At 72.0% G+C, this 17,442-nt stretch carries 16 protein-coding genes; 5 read left to right on the forward strand and 11 right to left on the reverse strand.

The window, feature by feature from the left end; genetic code table 11:
* Nucleotides 1-34: 34 nt before the first annotated feature.
* On the reverse strand, nucleotides 35-754 hold the full coding sequence (locus BLT97_RS05540) for a GntR family transcriptional regulator (protein ID WP_093607795.1): 720 nt from the start codon (nucleotides 752-754) through the stop codon (nucleotides 35-37).
* Nucleotides 755-950: 196 nt separating this feature from the next.
* On the opposite strand from BLT97_RS05540, the gene BLT97_RS05545 reads away from it, so the two are divergent.
* Nucleotides 951-1,949, forward strand: a complete 999-nt coding sequence (locus BLT97_RS05545; protein ID WP_093607475.1) for a Gfo/Idh/MocA family protein — start codon at nucleotides 951-953, stop codon at nucleotides 1,947-1,949.
* Between the two features lie 475 nt (nucleotides 1,950-2,424).
* Here BLT97_RS05545 and BLT97_RS05555 read toward each other — a convergent pair whose 3' ends face one another.
* From BLT97_RS05555 to BLT97_RS05570, 4 genes are read right to left on the reverse strand one after another with little or no spacing between them, the layout of a single operon-like run.
* Nucleotides 2,425-2,937 carry a hypothetical protein gene (locus BLT97_RS05555; protein ID WP_093607476.1) on the reverse strand — a complete coding sequence of 171 codons (513 nt, stop codon included), beginning with the start codon at nucleotides 2,935-2,937 and terminating at the stop codon, nucleotides 2,425-2,427.
* A complete protein-coding gene (locus BLT97_RS05560; protein WP_245769144.1) occupies nucleotides 2,937-3,368 on the reverse strand; it encodes a PaaI family thioesterase in 432 nt (143 codons plus the stop codon). Before BLT97_RS05560 ends, BLT97_RS05555 begins: the two co-directional genes overlap by 1 nt.
* 43 nt (nucleotides 3,369-3,411) lie before the next feature.
* On the reverse strand, nucleotides 3,412-4,704 hold the full coding sequence (locus BLT97_RS05565; protein WP_176953650.1) for a cytochrome P450 family protein: 1,293 nt from the start codon (nucleotides 4,702-4,704) through the stop codon (nucleotides 3,412-3,414).
* A 44-nt stretch (nucleotides 4,705-4,748) separates the two neighbouring features.
* On the reverse strand, nucleotides 4,749-6,086 hold the full coding sequence (locus tag BLT97_RS05570) for an ROK family transcriptional regulator (protein WP_093607477.1): 1,338 nt from the start codon (nucleotides 6,084-6,086) through the stop codon (nucleotides 4,749-4,751).
* A 194-nt stretch (nucleotides 6,087-6,280) separates the two neighbouring features.
* On the opposite strand from BLT97_RS05570, the gene BLT97_RS05575 reads away from it, so the two are divergent.
* The 4 genes from BLT97_RS05575 to BLT97_RS05590 are packed head-to-tail and all read left to right on the forward strand — an operon-like array spanning nucleotide 6,281 to nucleotide 10,872.
* Nucleotides 6,281-7,600: an ABC transporter substrate-binding protein gene (locus tag BLT97_RS05575; RefSeq protein ID WP_093607478.1), complete on the forward strand. Its 1,320-nt coding sequence runs from the start codon at nucleotides 6,281-6,283 to the stop codon at nucleotides 7,598-7,600.
* A 25-nt stretch (nucleotides 7,601-7,625) separates the two neighbouring features.
* Complete coding sequence (locus BLT97_RS05580) at nucleotides 7,626-8,594, forward strand: carbohydrate ABC transporter permease (RefSeq protein WP_425442661.1); 969 nt, start codon at nucleotides 7,626-7,628, stop codon at nucleotides 8,592-8,594.
* Nucleotides 8,587-9,456: a carbohydrate ABC transporter permease gene (locus tag BLT97_RS05585; protein WP_093607480.1), complete on the forward strand. Its 870-nt coding sequence runs from the start codon at nucleotides 8,587-8,589 to the stop codon at nucleotides 9,454-9,456. Before BLT97_RS05580 ends, BLT97_RS05585 begins: the two co-directional genes overlap by 8 nt.
* A 51-nt stretch (nucleotides 9,457-9,507) precedes the next feature.
* Entirely contained in the window at nucleotides 9,508-10,872 is a 1,365-nt protein-coding gene (locus BLT97_RS05590) for a GH1 family beta-glucosidase (RefSeq protein WP_093607481.1), read from the forward strand.
* 79 nt (nucleotides 10,873-10,951) lie between these two features.
* On the opposite strand, the gene BLT97_RS05595 is transcribed toward BLT97_RS05590, so the two are convergent.
* The 6 genes from BLT97_RS05595 to BLT97_RS05620 all read right to left on the reverse strand — a co-directional run bounded on the left by BLT97_RS05595 (nucleotide 10,952) and on the right by BLT97_RS05620 (nucleotide 17,398).
* Nucleotides 10,952-11,845 (reverse strand): MurR/RpiR family transcriptional regulator, encoded by an 894-nt coding sequence (locus tag BLT97_RS05595; protein WP_245769145.1) that lies wholly within the window; start codon nucleotides 11,843-11,845, stop codon nucleotides 10,952-10,954.
* Nucleotides 11,846-12,011: 166 nt separating this feature from the next.
* A complete protein-coding gene (locus BLT97_RS05600) occupies nucleotides 12,012-13,274 on the reverse strand; it encodes a cyanophycinase (protein WP_093607482.1) in 1,263 nt (420 codons plus the stop codon).
* Nucleotides 13,275-13,519: 245 nt separating this feature from the next.
* On the reverse strand, nucleotides 13,520-14,707 hold the full coding sequence (locus BLT97_RS05605; protein ID WP_218137284.1) for a M20/M25/M40 family metallo-hydrolase: 1,188 nt from the start codon (nucleotides 14,705-14,707) through the stop codon (nucleotides 13,520-13,522).
* The gene (locus tag BLT97_RS05610) at nucleotides 14,704-15,456 is read right to left on the reverse strand and encodes an amino acid ABC transporter ATP-binding protein (protein WP_093607483.1); all 753 of its coding nucleotides are present in this window, start codon (nucleotides 15,454-15,456) and stop codon (nucleotides 14,704-14,706) included. The genes BLT97_RS05605 and BLT97_RS05610 overlap by 4 nt, the downstream gene beginning before the upstream one ends.
* A gap of 8 nt (nucleotides 15,457-15,464) precedes the next feature.
* On the reverse strand, nucleotides 15,465-16,412 hold the full coding sequence (locus BLT97_RS05615; protein WP_093607484.1) for an amino acid ABC transporter permease: 948 nt from the start codon (nucleotides 16,410-16,412) through the stop codon (nucleotides 15,465-15,467).
* On the reverse strand, nucleotides 16,412-17,398 hold the full coding sequence (locus BLT97_RS05620) for an ABC transporter substrate-binding protein (protein WP_093607485.1): 987 nt from the start codon (nucleotides 17,396-17,398) through the stop codon (nucleotides 16,412-16,414). Before BLT97_RS05620 ends, BLT97_RS05615 begins: the two co-directional genes overlap by 1 nt.
* Nucleotides 17,399-17,442 lie beyond the last annotated feature (44 nt).

Genomic DNA, 17,442 nt, shown 5'->3' on the forward strand with positions numbered 1-17,442 from the left:
GGGCTGAAGATCTCAGCCCGGCCCGGCGGCCGTCTCAGGACCGTACGAGGAGCTGGAACTCGAAGGAGTAGCGCGAGGCCCGGTAGAGGTGGGAGCCGTACTCCACCGCGCGGCCCATGTCGTCGAAGGTGGTGCGGGCCATCGTGAGGACGGGGGCGCCCTCCGGTTCGCCGAGCCGGGCCGCCTCCTCGGCGCCGGCCGCGCGGGCGCCGATGGCCTGGCGGGCGCTGTGCAGGGTGATGCTCGCGTTGCGCATCAGGCGGTACAGGCCGGTGGCCTCCAGGTGCGGGGTCTCCAGCGGGAGCAGGCCGACCGGGAGGTGGTTGCGCAGATACGCCACCGGCTCGTCGTGGGCGAAACGGAGCCGTTCGATGCGGTGGACGTCGGCGCCCTCGGCGAGGCCGAGCATGGCGGCGACCTCGGCGGAGGCGGGTTCGACGACGTTGTGCAGCACCTGGGTGGCGGGACGCTGGCCCGCAGTCTCCAAGTCGTCGTACAGGCTGGACAGTTCGAGCGGGCGCTTCACCTGGCTGTGCACGACCTGCGTGCCGACTCCGCGCCGGCGCACGAGGAGTCCCTTGTCCACGAGGGACTGGATGGCCTGGCGGACGGTGGGCCGGGACAGGCCCAGGCGCCCCGCGAGCTCGATCTCGTTGCCGAGCAGGCTGCCCGGGGCGAGCTTGCCCTGCTCGATGGCCTCTTCCAGCTGCCGGGACAGCTGGTAGTACAGCGGGACCGGACTGTTGCGGTCCACGGCCAGGGGAAGCGAGGCGTTGCCCACGCCGCTCACCGCTGTCCGTGCCGCTGTGTTCCCCGCAGTGTTCTCGCGTGGCACTGCTCGCTTGGACACGGGGCGAGCGTAGTCCTGTGTCCGGTTGGCAGGAAGTGGTGAGGTTCGATTGTCCTGACAAAGGATGGACAGGGCCTGGCGGGCCTGCCACGTTGATGCCATGCGTATCGGACTCATCGGAGCCGGCCGGATCGGCTCTTTCCACGCCGCCGCGCTCAGCCGCCACCGCGACGTGGGCTCGCTTCTCATCGCCGACGCGGACCCCGCGCGTGCCGCCCTGCTCGCCCAGCGGCTCGGGGAGACGGCGGCTCCTGGCGTGCGCGAGGTGTTCACCTGGGGCGTGGACGCGCTGGTGATCACGGCGGCCACGTCGGCGCACGCCGCGCTGATCGAGCAGGCCGCGCGGGCCGGCCTTCCCGTGTTCTGCGAGAAGCCCATCGCGCTCGATCTGCCGGGCACGCTGGCCGCGCTCGCGCAGGTGGAGGCGGCGGGCACGGTGCTGCAGATCGGCTTCCAGCGCCGCTTCGACGCCGGGTACACGGCCGCGCGCGAGGCGGTGCGCTCGGGCCGCCTCGGCCGCCTGCACACGGTCCGCGTGATCACCTCGGACCCCGCTCCCCCTCCGGCCGAGTACCTGCCGCTGTCGGGCGGCCTGTACCGCGACTGCCTGATCCACGACTTCGACATGCTGCGCTGGGTGACGGGGTGCGAGGTGGAGTCGGTGTACGCGACGGGCTCGGACGCGGGCCCGTCGATGTTCCGCGAGGCGGGTGACGTCTCGACGGCGGCGGCGGTCCTGACGCTGACGGACGGAGTGATGGCCACGGCCACGGCCACCCGCCTCAACGGCGCGGGCTACGACGTCCGCATGGAGCTGGCGGGCGAACTCGATCAGGTGGCGGCGGGCTTGGACGACCGCACGCCGATCGCCTCGACGGAACCCGTGGGCCCGCCACCCGCCTCGAAGCCCTGGCCCGGCTTCCTGGAACGCTTCGCCCCGGCGTACGAGGCGGAACTGGCCGCCTTCGTCTCGGTCCTCCTGGGCGAACGCGAGAACCCGTGCGACGGCCGCGAGGCACTGGCCGCGCTGCGGGTGGCGGAGGCGTGCGAGGTGTCGCGGCGGCAGGGGCGTCCGGTGCGGGTGGCGGAGATCGGGTGAGCGGGAGGGTGGTTGGCGCGGTCCGATGAGGGTGCGGCCTCCGGTCAAGGAGTGCCGCAGCCGCCCGCTCGGTTCAGGTGGAAGGGCGGGGCCTGCCTTGTCCGGAGCCCGCCCGGCTCTGCGGGCCGCACAGGTCGCGTCGGCGACTTCCGAGGGAGCGACCGGGTTCGGCGGCTCGCCCAGCCGATTGCCAGGATGCGCCCGACCGGTCGTGACGACCAAGGTGCTCCCGCGGAAGTCGGCGCACACCACCGCGTAGCCGAGCGGCGACCGGAGAAAGCGCCTGGCTGTACGTGGGCTTGTGGCGGACACGCCAGCGGTACGAGGTCCCGTCCACCACGATGCGCCGCGCACCAATGCCACGGCGACCTCCCCGCCTCGCGTACCCGACAACGACGAACCGTACTCGCGGCCGGAACACCCCCGGGCGAAGGGCTGGAGCGCACAGCAGCCGCACGAGCCCGCCGCCCCGGCCTCAGTCCAGCAACCGGATCGTCGGCGCCCGCGTGCTCGTCGCCACCGGGCGTTCGCAGTGCGTGCAGGATTCGCTCGTCGGGCGGAGGGTGTTCGTCTGGGTGGTGAAGGGGTGGGGGTCCGTCGGGGGTTCGTCGGGGCAGGTGTAGCCCAGGTGGAGGCGGACCCAGGGCTGGAGGGTGGGGGCCGCGCCGCGCAGGCCCGTGCGGGCGTCCGTGAAGGGGGCCCACCAGAAGCTGACCACGGCGCGCAGCGCGAGGCGGTCGTCGCCCGAGGTGACGTCGAAGGCGGCGATGCGGGCCGCCGTGTAGTGGCTGGGGAAGCCGCTGCTGGTGCTGCCCGAGCACAGGGCCCGTTCCGCGCCGAGTTCGAAGACCGTGGTGCGGGCGGTGCGTTCGCAGATGAAGCAGTCGAGGGCGAGTTCGAGCTTGGACCGCCAGTGGACATGGTGGAAGCCCTCACCGCCGCCGAGGCGGGCGGTGAGTTCGGCCGCTATCTCCAGCTGGCGCTGCATCAGGAGCCGGCGGTGTTGAGGACCGTCCCCTGGGCGACCGCGCAGAGCGTCTCCGTACCGTCCTCGTCCACGCACACCAGGTCGCAGCGGACCACCGCCTGGCGGCGGCCCGCGTGCACCACCTCGGCGCGGGCGAGCAGCGTACGGCCGCGGGCAGGGCGCATGTACTGGATGGAGAAGCCCGCGGTGAGGACGGCGGGGCCGAGGGCCGAACCCGCGGCAAACGTGAGGGAGTTGTCGGCGGCGTAGGCGAGGACGCCGCCGTGCAGGAAGCCGTTCTGCTGTTCCAGCTCCTCGCGGATGTCCAGTTCGAGCACGGCCGCCCCGTCGCCGAACGCGGTGATCCGCGTCTTCAGGAGGCGGCTGAACGGCTGGGCGTCCAGGACCTGTTCGGCGACGGCGAGGTCGAACTCCGGCATCGGATCCGGCATCGGGCTTCCTCCCGGTGGGGCGGCTGAGGGCTGCGGCCGCATTTCACCACTTCACCGGCAGGTTGCGCACCCCCCTCACCAGCATCCCGGGCAGCCACGGCCCCGGCACCCCGTCGAGCGCGAGGTCCGGGCAGCGTTCCAGGAGGGAGCGCAGCGCGATACGGGCTTCGAGGCGGGCGAGCGGTGCGCCCATGCAGAAGTGGATGCCGTGGCCGAAGGCGAGATGGCCCTGCGTGGAGCGGTCGGGGTCGAAGCGCCCGGGGTCCGGGTAGCGGGCGGGGTCGTGGCCGGCCGCGGCGAGGGAGACGAGGACCGCGTGCCCGGCGGGGATGGTGACCTCGCCGACGGTGACCGGCTCGGCGGTGAAGCGGTACGTGGCGTTCTCGACCGGGCCCTCGTGCCGCAGGGTCTCCTCGATCACCGCGTCGATGCGCCCGAAGTCCGCCCGTACGGCGGCGAGTTCCCCGGGGCGGGCGAGCAGGGCGTGCACGGCGTTGCCGATCAGGTTGACCGTGGTCTCGTGCCCGGCGATCAGGAGCAGGAAGGCCATGGCCCGCAGTTCGTCGGCGGAGAGCTGGTCGCCGTCCTCGGCCGTGGTGCGGATCAGGGCGCTGAGGAGGTCGTCGGCGGGGGCCGTGCAGCGCTTGTCCTCGATCAGTTCGTCGAGATACGCGGCGAGTCGGGTGACTGCCGCCATCTCCTCCTCGACTCCGGTGGGGGCGACGACCTCGTTGGACATCGCGCGGAAGGCCTCGCGGTCCATGGCGGGGACGCCGAGGAGTTCGCAGATCACGGTCAGCGGGAGAGGGAAGGCGTACGCGTCGATGAGGTTGGTGCGGCCCCGCTCCCCCATCGCGTCGAGGAGTTCCTCCGCGATCTCCTGCACGCGCGGGGCCAGCGCCTGGACGCGGCGTGCGGTGAACTCCCGTGCCACCAGCTTGCGCAGGCGGGTGTGCTGGGGCGGGTCGGCGAGCAGGAGGTGGGTGCCGATCGGATCGCCCTCGAAGCCCGAGCCGTCGAGGGCGGAGGGGTGCTTGACCAGCCGGGGATCGGTGAGCGCGGCCCGCGCCTCCTCGTATCCGACGATCAGCCAGGTGTACATCTCCTGGTACGGCGGCGCGAGGCGGACGAAGTGGGCGGGGCCCCGGCTGCGGAGCTCCGCGTAGAGCGGGTACGGGTCGCGGGTGAACTGCTCGCCGTAGGCGCCCAGGTCCACCACGCCGAACGGGGCGGCCGCTTCGGCCGGTTGGGCCGCACCGGCCGGTTGGGTCGGATCAGTCGGCTGGGGCAGTTCGGCCGGTTCCGTCGACGGGGTCGGTTCAGTCGGTTCGGTCATCACACGTCTCCCTGCTGCCGGCCCCGAGGTCATCCACCCCGAGGCTAACCCGGCGTGCCCGCGCCCGAAGGCCGGAGTCGATCACCGCGCGCCGACGGCAGGCCCTGCGCCGCCCCGCCCCGGCGCTCGGGTACCGAACTCCCCGGCTCCGCACCCCGGCCTCCGGCCTCCGTACCCGACCGCACCGCACCCCCGGCCTCCAGGAACCGCGCGAGCGGCAGCGTCGCCGCGCCCACCGTCACCGCGTCAGGACCGAGCCGACCGAGCACGAGCGAGGTGCCGGCGAAGGGGTGGCGCAGGGCGTACGAGGCGGCCGCGTCGCGGACCCGGTCGAGCAGGCGCGGTCCGAGCAGCAGGCCCGCCCAGCCGCCGACCACGATCCGCTCGGGGTTGAAGAGGTTCACCAGGTCGGCGATCCCCGCGCCCAGGTATTCGGCCGTCTCGTCGAGCAGCGGCCCGGCGGCCGGATCCGCCAACAGCTCGGCCAGCGCGCCCTCTTCGTCCGCCGCGGTCCAGCTGCCCCCGCGCTCGCGCCACCGCTGAAGGACCGCTTCGGCTCCCACGTACGCCTCCAGGCAGCCGCGCGAACCGCAGCGGCAGCCGCGGCCGCCCACCACCTGGAGGACCGTGTGCCCCCACTCCCCCGCGCTGCTGCTGGCGCCCTGATACGGCACCCCGTCGGCGATCACGCATGCGCCCACGCCGGAGCCGATCAGCGTGACCACGGCGTTGCGCGCGCCGCGTCCCGCGCCGAACCACATCTCGGCGCGGCCCAGGGTCTTCGCACCGTTGTCGATGAACAGGGGGATGTCCGCGGGGAGTTGGCCCGACTCCCGCAGCAGGGAGCCGAGCGGCACCGCGTCCCAGCCGATCGTCTGGCCGTGCACGACCGAGCCGGAGTCCACGATGCCGGGGACGCCCACGCCGATGCCGAGGAGCCCGGTCACGGGGACCGGCCGCACCGCGCCGCCGAGCAGCACCTGTTGCAGCCCTTCGCCGATGAGCCGCACCACGCGCTCGACATCGTGCCCGTCGGGCGGCAACGGCAGGTCGGCGCGGGCGAGTTCGGTCAGGGCGAGGTCGAAGAGCTCCACGCGGATGCGGGTCTCGCCCACGTCCACGCCGACGAGGTGGCCGCTGCCGGGGGCCACGCGCAGGAGCGTACGGGGCCGTCCGCCGTCGGACTCCACCGAGCCGGCGTCCTCGACGATGCCGTCCGCGATCAGTTCGCCGGCCACATTGCTGATGGATCCCGAACTGAGTCCGGTCAGCGGACCGAGCTCCTGACGGCTGAGCGGACCCTCGAAGTAGAGCTTCGTGAGCACCGTCGAGCGGTTGCTGCGCCGCAGGTCACGCACCGTACGCCGGTGTGGTTCCGCCATCGTCGCCCCTTCGCGGTACGCCTCGCCCCGAGTGGGCGCGGCGCCAACTCCCGTGCGTTCGTGACCATAACGTGCTGGTCAACTCGTGCGCGACCTCTTGACGCCCCCTTCTCTCACTACTTAACTCACGCCTTGAATTTAGCCGTGACGCCCGTTCATGAGTTGAACGGGGCCACCCCCGGAGAGGGGCCCTCATGCGCCACATACGAGCCGCCGCAGCCACCGCCCTGGTCCTCGCCCTGACCGCCACCGCCGCAGCCTGCGGCGGCGGGACGGCGACGAACGGCGAGGGCAGCAACAAAAGCCCGAAGAAGCTCACGTACTGGGCCTCGAACCAGGGTCCGAGCATCGAGGCCGACAAGGAGATCCTCACCAAGGAGATCGCCAAGTTCGAGAAGCAGACGGGCATCGACGTCGAGCTGGAGGTCGTGCCGTGGGCGGACCTGCTCAACCGGATCCTCGCGGCGACCAGTTCGGGCCAGGGCCCGGACGTCCTGAACATCGGCAACACCTGGTCGGCCTCGCTCCAGGCGACCGGCGCGCTGCTGCCCTGGGACGACAAGACCTTCGACCGGATCGGTGGCCGTGACCGCTTCACGGAGTCGGCGGTCGCGGCCACGGGCGCGGAGGGCAAGGACCCGGCGGCGGTCCCGCTGTACTCGCTGTCGTACGCCCTCTACTACAACAAGAAGATCTTCAAGGACGCGGGGATCGAGAAGCCCCCGGCCACCTGGGACGAGCTGGTCGCGGCGGGCAAGAAGGTCACCAAGGGCGACACCTACGGTCTGGCTCTTGAAGGCAGCAATCTCTCCAACCACATCCACCAGGCCTTCGTCCTCGCCAAGCAGCACGGCGCCGACTTCTTCACGGCGGACGGCAAGCCGGACTTCACCTCGGACGGCGCGGTCGCGGGCGTGAAGCAGTGGGTGGACTTCATGGCCAAGGACAAGATCACCTCCAAGAGCGTGGCCGAGTACGCCCAGAACCAGTCGCTGAGCGACTTCTCCAAGGGCAAGGCCGCGATGGTCCTGTGGCAGGCCGCCGCGTCCACCTTCAAGTCCCAGGGCATGGACGAGAGCGAGTACGGGGTCGCGCCCGTGCCGGTGCAGTCGGGCACGCCGGGCCAGGGCGAGCAGATCAACTCGATGGTGGCCGGCATCAACGTCTCGGTGTTCAAGAACAGCGACAACCTCGACGGCGCCATCGACTTCGTGAAGTTCCTGACCTCGGACGAGGAGCAGAAGATCCTCAACTCCACGTACGGCTCGATCCCGCCGGTCAAGGCGGCGCAGCAGGACGCGGCCTTCGACAAGCCCGACACGTCGGTGCTCCGCGACGCCCTCGGCACCAGCGCGGCGCCGCTGCCGCAGGTCCCGGAGGAGTCGCAGTTCGAGACCGTGGTGGGCACGGCCATCAAGGACCTGTTCGCCGACGCGGCCGCGGGCCGTCCGGTGACCACGGAGTCCGTGAAGGCCGCGCTCGCCAAGGCCGAGCAGCAGATGACGAAGAGCTGAGGCCCGCGCCGTGACCTCGCTCGACCTGAAGGCGCCCGCGGCGGGGGAAGCCTTGAGCTCCCCCGCCGGGGGTCCGCCCCGCCGCCGCAGGCTGCGGATACCCGACCGGCTGCGGCGCGGCGGACTGCCGTATCTGCTGCTGCTCCCGGCGCTCGCCCTCGAACTCCTCATCCACCTGGTGCCGATGGTCGTCGGCATCGTGATGGCCTTCAAGGAACTCACGCAGTTCTACATCCGCGACTGGGGCAGCGCGCCCTGGGCCGGGTTCGACAACTTCCGTGTCGCCGTGGACTTCGACGCCCCGATCGGCGCCGAGCTGCTCCACTCCTTCTGGGTGACCTGCACCTTCACGGTCCTCGCCGTCGGCTTCTCCTGGCTGTTCGGTGTGACGGCCGCGATCCTCATGCAGGAGGGCTTCCGCGGCCGCGGCGTACTGCGCGCGGTGTTCCTCACGCCGTACGCGCTGCCGGTGTACGCGGCCGTGATCACCTGGGCGTTCATGTTCCAGCGGGACAACGGCCTGGTGAACTCGGCGCTCGGCGGCGACAGTTTCTGGCTGATCGGCGAAAACAGCTTCTGGGCGCTGACGATTGTGGCGGTCTGGAAGACCTGGCCGTTCGCCTTCCTGATGCTGATGGCCGGACTCCAGAACATCCCGCGGGAGCTGTACGAGGCCGCCGCGATCGACGGCGCCGGCATCTGGCAGCAGATCCGCCGGATCACCCTGCCCTCGCTCGCGCCCGTCAACCAGGTCCTCGTCCTGGTGCTGTTCCTGTGGACCTTCAACGACTTCAACACCCCGTACCTGCTGTTCGGCAAGGGCGCGCCCGAGGCCGCCGACCTGGTGTCGATCCACATCTACGACTCCTCGTTCATCACCTGGAACTTCGGCTCGGGGTCCGCCATGTCGGCGCTCCTGCTGCTGTTCCTGCTGCTCGTGACGGCGGTGTACCTGCTGCTCACCTCGCGCGGAAGGAAGGGTGCCGATGCCTAGGTCCACGCCTGCCAGGAGCCCGCTGGCCCCTCCGCCGTCCTTCGTCTGGACCCGGCGGATCGTCCTGACGCTGCTCGCCCTGTTCGCGCTGCTCCCGGTGTACGTGATGCTCTCCAGCTCGGTGAAGCCGCTGGAGGACACCCTGGGCGAGTGGAGCTGGATCCCGAGCCGCTTCACGCTGCGGCCGTACGTGGACATCTGGGAGACGGTGCCGCTCGCAAAATACTTCGTGAACTCGCTGATCGTGGCGGGTGCGGCCACCGTCTGCTCGGTGGTGATCGCGGTGTTCGCGGCGTACGCGGTGAGCCGCTACCGGTTCCGCGGCAAGCGGCTGTTCACGGTCACGATCCTGTCCACGCAGATGTTCCCGGGCATCCTCTTCCTGCTGCCGCTCTTCCTGATCTTCGTGAACATCGGTAACCAGACGGGCATCGCGCTCTACGGTTCGCGCGGCGGTCTGATCCTCACGTATCTGACCTTCTCGCTGCCGTTCTCGATCTGGATGCTGATCGGCTACTTCTCCTCGATCCCGCGCGATCTGGACGAGGCCGCCATGGTCGACGGCTGCGGGCCGCTCGGCGCCCTGTTCCGTGTCGTGGTGCCGGCCGCCGTGCCCGGGATCGTCGCGGTCGCCGTGTACGCCTTCATGACCGCGTGGGGCGAGGTGCTCTTCGCCTCGGTCATGACGAACGACACCACGCGCACGCTGGCCGTCGGCCTCAAGGCGTACGCCACCGAGAACAACGTGTACTGGAACCAGGTGATGGCCGCCTCGCTGGTCGTGAGCGTGCCCGTGGTCGCCGGTTTCCTGCTGCTCCAGCGCTATCTCGTCGCCGGCCTCACCGCCGGGGCCGTGAAGTGACGCGCCACCGCACCGCACCACCCGTAACTCATCTGATGGGAAAGGCACTTCGTGACTTCGGCTGACGACCTTCGCTCCCTGCCCGCGGACTTCGTCTGGGGCACGGCCACCTCGGCGTACCAGATCGAGGGCGCCGTCGCCGAGGGCGGCCGCTCCCCCTCCATCTGGGACACCTTCTCGCACACCCCGGGGAGGATCGACGCGGACGACAACGGCGACGTGGCCTGCGACCACTACCACCGCTGGCGCGAGGACCTCGCCCTGATGCGTGAACTCGGCACGGACGCCTACCGGTTCTCGGTCGCCTGGCCGCGCGTCGTGCCGGGAGCCGACGGGGTGGTGAACGCCGAGGGCCTGGCCTTCTACGACCGTCTGGTCGACGGGCTGTGCGAGGCGGGCATCACCCCTCATCTCACGCTCTACCACTGGGACTTGCCGCAGGCGCAGCAGGACCGGGGCGGCTGGCCCGAGCGCGCCACGGCCGAACGGTTCGCCGAGTACGCAGCCGTGGTGGGCGAGAAGCTCGGCGACCGGGTCAAGGACTGGTGCACGCTCAACGAGCCGCTCTGCTCCGCGTGGATCGGCCACCTGGAGGGCCGGATGGCCCCGGGCCTCACCGACCTCGCTGCGGCCGTCCGCGCCTCGTACCACCTGCACCTCGGCCACGGCCTCGCGACGCAGGCGCTGCGCGCGACCGTCCCCGGCGCGCGGGTGGGCATCGTGAACAACCTCAGCCCGATCGTGCCCGCGTCGGACCGGCCCGAGGACATCGAGGCGGCCCGTCGCGCAGACGGGCACACCAACCGCTGGTGGCTCGACCCCGTCTTCGGGCGCGGCTACCCGCAGGACATGCTGGACCTGTATGGGGTCGAACTTCCGGTCAGGGAGGGCGACTTGGAGCTGATCGGCGCACCGCTCGACTGGCTGGGCGTCAACTTCTACTTCCGCCAGGTCGTCGAGGCGGACCCCGCCGGGCCCGCCCCGTACGCCCGCCAGGTGCCGGTGGAGGGCGCCCCCACCACGTACATGGACTGGGAGGTGCACGCGCAGAGCCTGGAGGACATCCTGCTGCGGGTCACGCGCGAGTACGGGCCGGAGCGCCTGTACGTGACGGAGAACGGTTCGGCGTACGTGGACACCGTCGCCCCGGACGGCTCGGTCTCCGACCCCGAGCGCACCCGCTATCTGGAGGAGCACCTGGCGGCCTGCGCCCGCGCGGTCGCGGGCGGCGCTCCCCTCGCCGGGTACTTCGCGTGGTCGCTGCTCGACAACTTCGAGTGGGCGTACGGCTACGACAAGCGCTTCGGGCTCGTGCACGTGGACTACGCGACGCAGAAGCGCACGGTGAAGGGAAGCGGGCGGCGGTACGCCGAGCTGATCGCCGGACACCGGGGGCGGGGGCGCAAGGCGGCTTAGCCGTGCGGGCGAGGTGGCGGCCGCGGGTCTCCCCGGCCGCCGCCCCGCCCCCGCGGGCGCCGCTCCCGGATCCCGGCCCCTAGGCGCCGCTCCCGGGATACAGCGCGCGGCTCGTCTCCTCCGAGCGGCGCAGATGCGTCTCCGCGCTGTCGCCGAGGGCCTGGAGGACGCCCGTGACCACCGTCTCGGCCACCGCGAGCACGGGGACGAGGGTGTCGTACGGGGTGGCCGCGGTGCCGACATGGCTGGGCAGGACGACGTCCGCCACGGCGGAGATCGGCGAGAGCCAGCTGTCCGTGAACAGGACGACCTTGCCGCCGCGCTCGGTCACCAGCGTGGCCAGGGCGAGCAGTTCGGGCTCGTAGCGGCGGAAGTCGAAGACCGTGAGGACATCGCGGCGGCCCGCGCGGGCCAGTTCTGCCGTGCGCTCCACCTGTCCCTCCGCCAACAGGCTGACGTCGTCGCGGACTTGGAGCAGGTGCAGGCCGAGGTAGCGGGCGTGCAGTCCGCTGAACCGGCCGCCGGTGAGCAGCACGCGCCGTTTGGGGTCGGCCAGGAGATCCACGGCCCGTTGCAGGTCGGCGGGCGGCAGCGCGGAGAACGTGGCGTCGAGGGCGGCGGCGTGGCTGCGGGCCGATGAGGCGAGGAGCTCGTCGGCGGGCGAGTCGCCGCGCGAGGCGAAGCCGGTGGTGGCGTAGAGCGCGAGCGGGGAGGCGTCGCGCTGGTCGAGCTCGTCGCGCAGGGCCTGCTGGAACTCGGGGAAGCCCCGGTAGCCGAGCCGGTTGACGAAGCGGATGACCGTGGGTGCGCTGACCCCCGCGCGTTCGGCGACCTTCGCCACGGTCTCCAGGCCCGCCGCCGGGTATGCGGCCAGCAGGGCGCGGGCCACCTTGCGCTCGGCGGGGCTGCACTCGCCGAGCCCGCGCCGGATGGCCTCGGCCACGGTGGCCGCCGCCACGGGGTCCTTCGTCACCCGCACACTCCTCATGTCCGTCGTTCCCTCGTGCTGCCGTGCTCGTACTGCCGTGCACGTGCTGCCGTGCACGTGCTGCCGTGCGCGTGGTGTCGTGCGCGTGGTGTCGTCCGCAGGTCGGGCCCGGAGCACGGCCGCTCCGGGCCCGACCCTATCCGCGGCCCGCTCAGGGGGCGTACACGTCCAGGGCCATGCCGTGCAGCGTGGACGGGGTGCGGCCGTCCGCCGTCCAGGCGCTGTAGCCGGTGGCCGGCTTGCGCAGCTCCACCGCGAACTCCGGACCCGTCTGGTACGAGTAGTCGGTCATGCGCGTGGAGCGCCCGCTGGTGGCGAGGTCGGAGGCGTTGCCCGTGAAGACGTACGCGGAGAACACGTCGTTGCTCGCGCGCCGCGCGCTGCGGTCGCGCGGGACGAGCGCGGTCCGGCCGGCGGCTGGGGTGACGCCCCAGGTGTACGGGTCGTAGCGGTCCCCGTCGGTGAGCTGGCTGTAGCGCACCGCGTCCAGGGCCCACTCGCCGTTGCTGGTGTACGCGTCGGCGGCGCGCAGGTCGAAGACGGAGACGGCGCGTTCGCCGAGCACCCGCAGGACCTCCTGTCCGCTGCCGACTCCGGTGACCTCCAGGGCGGTGTTCTCGTCGAGGCCGAACACGCGGGACTGGCCGGTGTCGGCGGCCAGGCGCAGGGCGCGGCCCTGACGGCCGCGGGCGGCGAAGTGGGTGTCGAGGTGGCCGTGGGTGAAGAAGTTGAAGCCGCCCGACGGCAGGTAGCCCAGGCGCGTGGCGTCCTCGAACCAGCCGGGCGTGGAGCCGTCGCGCAGCGCCTCGTAGCTCTCGCCGCCGGTGATCATTCCGGCGCCCGCCTGGATCTGGGCGCCGGCGCTGGTGCCCGCGACGACCGCGCCCTGGAGCAGGCGGCTGCGGATCGCGGCGAGGAGCGCGGTGTCGCGGCCGTCGGCACGCTTGAGGACGGTGGCGTACCGGTACTGGTCGCCGCCGCCGAGGAAGAAGCCGGTCATCCCGGCCGCCTTGGCGGCCAGTGCGCTGTCCTCCGCGGCCGCGGGGCTGTCGATGTGGACGGGCAGCCACTCCGCGGATGCGGCGCCGTTGCGCTTCAACAGGTCGGCGTAGAAAGCCCCGTTGGCGGCCGCGTCGTCGGGGTGCGAGCCGGTGGTCAGGACGCCGAAGCGGGCGGTGGAGCCGCCGGCCGCGGCGACGATCCGGCCGTAGATCCGGGTGTTGGTGTCGGCGAGCGCTCCGCCGACGAGGACGAGGGTGCCGCCGGTCGCGGCCGTGCCCGCGCCCCGGCGCCGGTCGGCGGCGGTGGCGTGGGCCTGGGCGGTGGGCAGGGCGACGGCCGCGGTCAGACCGGCGGCGGCCGTCAGGAACGCACGGCGGGAGTGTGGTGCAGAGGACTGGGGTGCCGAGGACATGCGGACCTCCACAGAAGGGGACGGGACTTGGGGGGACTGCGGCTGTGCTGCGTCAGTGCTGCATCTGTGCTGCGTCAGTGCTGCGTCTGTGCTGCATCTGTGCTGCATCTGTGCTGCGTCCGGACCGCGGCCCTGTGCGGGCCGCGGTCCGGAGTTCAGGAGCGCCTCGGAAGGGCCCGGGCGCGGGGTGCCCCGGACGGGTCCGGGGGCGCGGTGCCCCGGACGGGTCCGGGGTGCGCGGTGCCTCAGGCCGGGCTGCCGGCCCCGAAGCGCGCGATCAGGGCGGCGAGCAGGGTGCCGCGCGGGACCACCGACGCGAGGTCGAGCCATTCGCCGGGGCTGTGGTCGCCGCCGCCCACCGGGCCGAGCCCGTCGAGCACCGGAACGCCGGTGCCCGCCGCGTAGTTGGCGTCCGCGACCCCGCCCGTCTCCGTGACGCCGAGCGTGAAGCCGAGCTCGGCGGCGATGCCCACCGCGGCGGCGGCGAGGACCGCGGCGGGCGCGGTGTGCTCCATCGGCGGGCAGATCTCGCCGTGCACGACCTCGGCGGAGGTGCCCGGCACCCAGGTGTGCGCGGCCAGCGCGTCGATCTCGCGCAGCACGGCGTCGAGTTCCGCGCGGCTCACCGCACGGACCTCCACGTCGAGGACGGCCTCGTCGCAGACGATGTTGGTGCGCGTTCCGGCGCGTACGCGCCCGACGTTGACGCCCTTGAGCTGCTGGAGCGCCACCACCAAGTGGGCCGCGGCGAGCGCCGCGTTGGCACCGCGCTCGGGTTCGATGCCGCTGTGCGCCGCCTTGCCGCGCAGGGTGATGCGCAGGTCGACCGCGCCCTTGCGGGCGATGACGACATCGCCGTTCTCGCGGGCGCCCTCCAGGCAGAACGCGTAGTCCGCCTCGGCCGCAAGGGATTCGGTGAGGGGCCGGCTGCCCGGTGAGCCGATCTCCTCGTCCGGGGTGAGGAGGACGACCAGTTCGCCGTACTGCTCCATCCCGGCGTCGGCGAGCGCCCCGGCCGCGGCGAGGCCGAGCAGCAGTCCGCCCTTGTCGTCGCAGACGCCCGGGGCGTACGCGATGCCGTCCTCGATCCGCAGCGGACGGGCGGCGGCGGTGCCGCGCCCGTACACCGTGTCGAGGTGCGCGAGCAGCAACACCCGCCGCCCGTGCGGGAGTTCACCGCGGCGCCGGGCCACGACGGCGGCACCGAGCGGCTCCGCGCCGGGTCCGGCGACGGGGACGAGGCGTACCTCGAAGCCGAGTGCGCGCAGCCGCCCGGCGGCGAACGCGCCCGCCCGGTCGACCCCTTCGGCGTCGTCGCTGCCGGAGTCGATGGCGGTGAGCTCGCGCAGGTCGGCGAGGTAGCGCGCGTAGCGCCGCTCCATCGCCTCGCGCAGCGGGCCGAGTCGCACCCCTTCGTGCGCGGGGGCGCTCACAGGACCTTGGACAGGAAGGCGCGGGTGCGTTCCTGTACGGGACGGTCGAGGACCTCGCGGGGGTCGCCGGCTTCGACGACGACCCCTTCGTCCATGAAGACCGCCGTGTCGGCGACTTCGCGGGCGAAGCCGATCTCGTGGGTGACGACGACCATGGTCATGCCGTCGGCGGCGAGGGACCGCATGACGTCGAGGACGTCGCCGACGAGTTCGGGGTCGAGCGCGGAGGTGGGCTCGTCGAAGAGCATCAGTTTCGGTTCCATGGCCAGGGCGCGGGCGATGGCCACGCGCTGCTGCTGCCCGCCGGAGAGCTGCGCCGGGTAGTGCCCGGCGCGGTCGCCGAGGCCGACCCGGTCGAGGAGCTTGCCGGCGCGTTCGCGGGCGGTGGCCCGCGACTCGCGCCGTACGCGTACGGGCGCCTCCATCACGTTCTCCAGGGCCGTCATGTGCGGGAAGAGGTTGAAGCGCTGGAACACCATGCCGATGTCGCGGCGCTGCAACGCGATCTCGCGTTCCGGGAGTTCGTGCAGCGCGTCGCCGCGCCGCCGGTAGCCGACGCGCTCGCCGTCGACGGTGAGGGAGCCGCCGTCGAGCCGTTCGAGGTGGTTCACACAGCGCAGGAAGGTGGACTTGCCGGAGCCCGAGGGCCCGAGGAGGCAGCAGACCTCGCCGCGTCCGACGGTCAGGTCGATGCCCTTGAGCACCTCCAGCTTCCCGAATCGTTTGGTGACGCCTTTCGCGACGACCATGGGGGCGCTCACGCTCCGGCTCCCTTCCTGGTGCGGGGTCGTACGGCGAGCAGGCGGCGCAGCGGGGAGGCCGAGGCACTCGACGTGCCGCGCCCGTAGCGGCGTTCCAGCCAGCCCTGCGGGATGGAGAGCAGGGAGACGAGCAGCAGGTACCACAGGGCCGCGACCACGAGCAGCGGGATGACCTTGTAGTTCTGGGCGTACACGTCCTGGATGTTGGACATGAGGTCGTGGCCGGCGATGACCGAGACCAGCGCGGTGGTCTTGAGCATGGTCACGGTCTCGTTGCCCATCGGCGGCACGATGACCCGCATCGCCTGCGGCAGCACGACGCGGCGCAGGGTGAGGCCGGGCCGCATGCCGAGCGAGTGGGCCGCCTCGGCCTGCCCGGGGTCGATGGACTGGATGCCGCCGCGGATGATCTCGGCCGCGTACGCCACCTCGTTGAGGCCGAGCGCGAGCAGCGCCGCGATCGTCGGGGTGATCAGCTCGGAGGTCGGGGCGGCGAAGAAGGTGACGTCCGTGAACGGGATGCCGATCGCGAGCTCCTGGTAGAGCGCCCCGAGGAAGCCCCAGAAGATGATCTGCACGAGGATCGGCGTACTGCGGAAGAACCAGATGAACAGCCCGGCCAGCAGGGACAGGACGGGGTTCGACGACAGCCGCATGACCGCGACGGCCGTACCGCCGACCAGGCCGATGACCATGGCGGCGGCGGTCAGCCACAAGGTGGTGACCAGACCGCTGAAGACCGTCTCGTGGAAGAGGTACTCCCCCACGGTCGCCCAGTCCAGGTTCGGGTTCTTGGCGAGGGACCACAGGGTGCCGGCGCCGAGGACGAGGACCACGGCGGCGGTCGCCCAGCGGCCCCAGTGGCGTACGGGCACGGTGTGCAGGTCCTCGTCGGGCACGGCCTGCGCCTGCGGTGCGGCGAGCGCCGGGGCGGGGGCCTTCATCAGTCCACCGCCGCGTTCTTGGTGGCCTTGTCCAGACCGATGGAGGCGACACCGTACTTGTCGAGGATCTTCTTGTACGTGCCCTCGTCCATGAGCTGCTGCAGTGCCTTCTGCAGGGTGTCGGCGAGCCCGGCGTGCTTCTTGCTCACGGCGATCCCGTTGGGCGAGGCGTTGTAACCGCCCTTCGCGGCCGGGTCGTCGACCAGGTCGAAGGTGGAGCCGTCGCCCACGGTCTTGGCGATGTAGCCGGCGGCGGGCTTGGTGATGACGGCGGCGTCCGCCTTGCCGCTGCTGACGGCGAGCTGGGTGTCGGAGTCCTTGGGGTACGTCTGCAGCTCGATCTTCGGCTTGCCCGCACCGGAGCACTCCGCCTGCTGCTCCTTGACGAAGTCCGCCTGGTTCGTGGCCGCTTGGGCCGCCACCTTCAGGCCGCACAGGTCGAGGGCGGTGGTGACCTTCTCCGGGTTGCCCTCGCGGACCAGGATGCCGGTGCCGGAGACCGAGTAGTCGACGAAGTCGACCACCTTCTGGCGCTGCTTGTTGTCGGTCATCGCGGAGATGGCGAGGTCGAACTTGCCCGCCTGGATGGCCGGGATGATGCCGTCGAACTTCTGCGGCGTGAACGCGATGTCCACGCCGAGCTTGCCGCCGAGCGCCTGCGCGAGGTCGTAGTCGAGACCGGTGATCTCCTTGCCGCCCTCCTGCACGAACATCTCGAAGGGCGGGTACGGCACGTCGGAGGCGACCCGCAGGGTGCCGGCGTCCCGTATCGCCGCGGGCAGCGCGTCGTGCAGCGCCTCGTCCTTCTCGACGGTGGCGCCCGCGACCGTCATCGGCGCATCGCCCTTGCCCTTCGCCGAGCCGGCGTCCGCGTCGTCCCCGGAGCCGCAGGCGGTGACGAACGCCAGACCGGCGGCGAGGGCGACGGCGCCCGCGGCACGGCGGGCGGACGCGGCGGATGAGGGGGTCCGCAGGTGAGGAGGCATGGGTGGGTCCTTCCAGGAGTCCACGGGGTGCGCCATGAAGTCCA

The organism is Streptomyces indicus, from assembly GCF_900100315.1.
In the GTDB taxonomy this organism is placed as follows: Bacteria; Actinomycetota; Actinomycetes; order Streptomycetales; family Streptomycetaceae; genus Streptomyces; species Streptomyces indicus.

Bases quoted from the DNA above. Each gene is read 5' to 3' on its own strand.
- BLT97_RS05575 (WP_093607478.1), top strand. From the start codon at position 6,281: ATGCGCCACATACGAGCCGCCGCAGCCACCGCCCTGGTCCTCGCCCTG.
- BLT97_RS05600 (WP_093607482.1), bottom strand. From the start codon at position 13,274: ATGTCCTCGGCACCCCAGTCCTCTGCACCACACTCCCGCCGTGCGTTC.
- BLT97_RS05555 (WP_093607476.1), bottom strand. From the start codon at position 2,937: ATGCAGCGCCAGCTGGAGATAGCGGCCGAACTCACCGCCCGCCTCGGC.
- BLT97_RS05560 (WP_245769144.1), bottom strand. From the start codon at position 3,368: ATGCCGGATCCGATGCCGGAGTTCGACCTCGCCGTCGCCGAACAGGTC.
- BLT97_RS05620 (WP_093607485.1), bottom strand. From the start codon at position 17,398: ATGCCTCCTCACCTGCGGACCCCCTCATCCGCCGCGTCCGCCCGCCGT.
- BLT97_RS05565 (WP_176953650.1), bottom strand. From the start codon at position 4,704: ATGACCGAACCGACTGAACCGACCCCGTCGACGGAACCGGCCGAACTG.
- BLT97_RS05585 (WP_093607480.1), top strand. From the start codon at position 8,587: ATGCCTAGGTCCACGCCTGCCAGGAGCCCGCTGGCCCCTCCGCCGTCC.
- BLT97_RS05610 (WP_093607483.1), bottom strand. From the start codon at position 15,456: ATGGTCGTCGCGAAAGGCGTCACCAAACGATTCGGGAAGCTGGAGGTG.
- BLT97_RS05545 (WP_093607475.1), top strand. From the start codon at position 951: ATGCGTATCGGACTCATCGGAGCCGGCCGGATCGGCTCTTTCCACGCC.
- BLT97_RS05615 (WP_093607484.1), bottom strand. From the start codon at position 16,412: ATGAAGGCCCCCGCCCCGGCGCTCGCCGCACCGCAGGCGCAGGCCGTG.
- BLT97_RS05570 (WP_093607477.1), bottom strand. From the start codon at position 6,086: ATGGCGGAACCACACCGGCGTACGGTGCGTGACCTGCGGCGCAGCAAC.